This is a genomic window from Lacinutrix jangbogonensis, assembly GCF_000797445.1.
In the GTDB taxonomy this organism is placed as follows: domain Bacteria; phylum Bacteroidota; class Bacteroidia; order Flavobacteriales; family Flavobacteriaceae; genus Lacinutrix; species Lacinutrix jangbogonensis.
Map to the genome: position 1 here is coordinate 1 of NZ_JSWF01000002.1, position 1,005 is coordinate 1,005.

The 1,005-nt window shown below is 35.4% G+C and carries 1 protein-coding gene and 1 pseudogene; both read right to left on the bottom strand.

All coding sequences use genetic code 11. The annotated features are described in order from the left end of the window. A partial coding sequence (locus RH82_RS00010; RefSeq protein WP_081979140.1) for an HD domain-containing protein occupies nt 1-450 on the bottom strand: 450 nt, incomplete at its 3' end. A gap of 36 nt (nt 451-486) precedes the next feature. Then, nucleotides 487-1,005: pseudogene (locus RH82_RS00015) on the bottom strand (acyl-ACP desaturase); the annotation flags it as partial.

A 1,005-nucleotide genomic window follows, 5' to 3' on the forward strand; every position in this document is an offset into this window, starting at 1 on the left:
TTTGGTCATATTTAGATTTGGCTTAATATCTGGATTGTAAATGGCTCTGTTTTTAAATCCTCCATAATTAAAAGCTCGCGCAATACCAATAGCCCCAATGGCATCTAGCCTATCTGCATCTTGGACAACTTGTAATTCTAAAGAGTTAAAAGCGTTTGTTTTTCCAATATTAGAACTAAAAGATATGTTTTTAATAATGGCTATTACATGGGCAATTACAGAAGAATCAACATCTTCGTTTTCAAGAAACGCTCTGGCCTTTCTTGGTCCAACAGTATCATCTCCATCGTGAAATTTACTATCTGCAATATCATGGAGCAAAGCACCTAAGGCAACTATTTCTGTATTTACAGCTTCACCTTTAGATAGAAGTAGGCAGTTATTGTAAACACGTTCAATATGAAACCAATCGTGTCCACCTTCAGCATCAGCAAGTTCTTTTTTACAAATATTTTGGTAGCTTCTATTAAAGTATGGTTTAACATACTATAATTTTGCAGGTTCAACCCATTTAAATTGATAAGAATTTTCTGGAATCTTCATTCTGTCTGCTATACGTAACATTCTTGATGGTAATTTCATTAAGTAATCACGAGCTTTTTCAGCTTCATCTGTTAGGCCTGTGATTTTATCTATTTCCCAACGTTTAGTTAGTTTCTCAAGAATATCTATATAATCTAAAGAAGTATATACACCAATACGTTGTGCAGTATTAGAAAACTCTTCGAAAACAGAACCAATTTGACCTCCAGATTCTCTTAAAAAATGAGCCGGCATTGTAATTTTTGTTTCATCATATAATGAAACGCTAACATCATCTGGCTTGGATCTACAGCAAAAATACGCTCTACAAATTCGCTATATGCATGATGGTGTCTCATTTCGTCCCCAGCAATAATTTTACACATTTTAGACAATTGTTTATTGCCTTTTGTTTTGCAAGCTTAGCAACACGATTAGTCGTGGTGTGGTCGGCGTCTCTCAAGGGCACACAGGGGGGGGGAT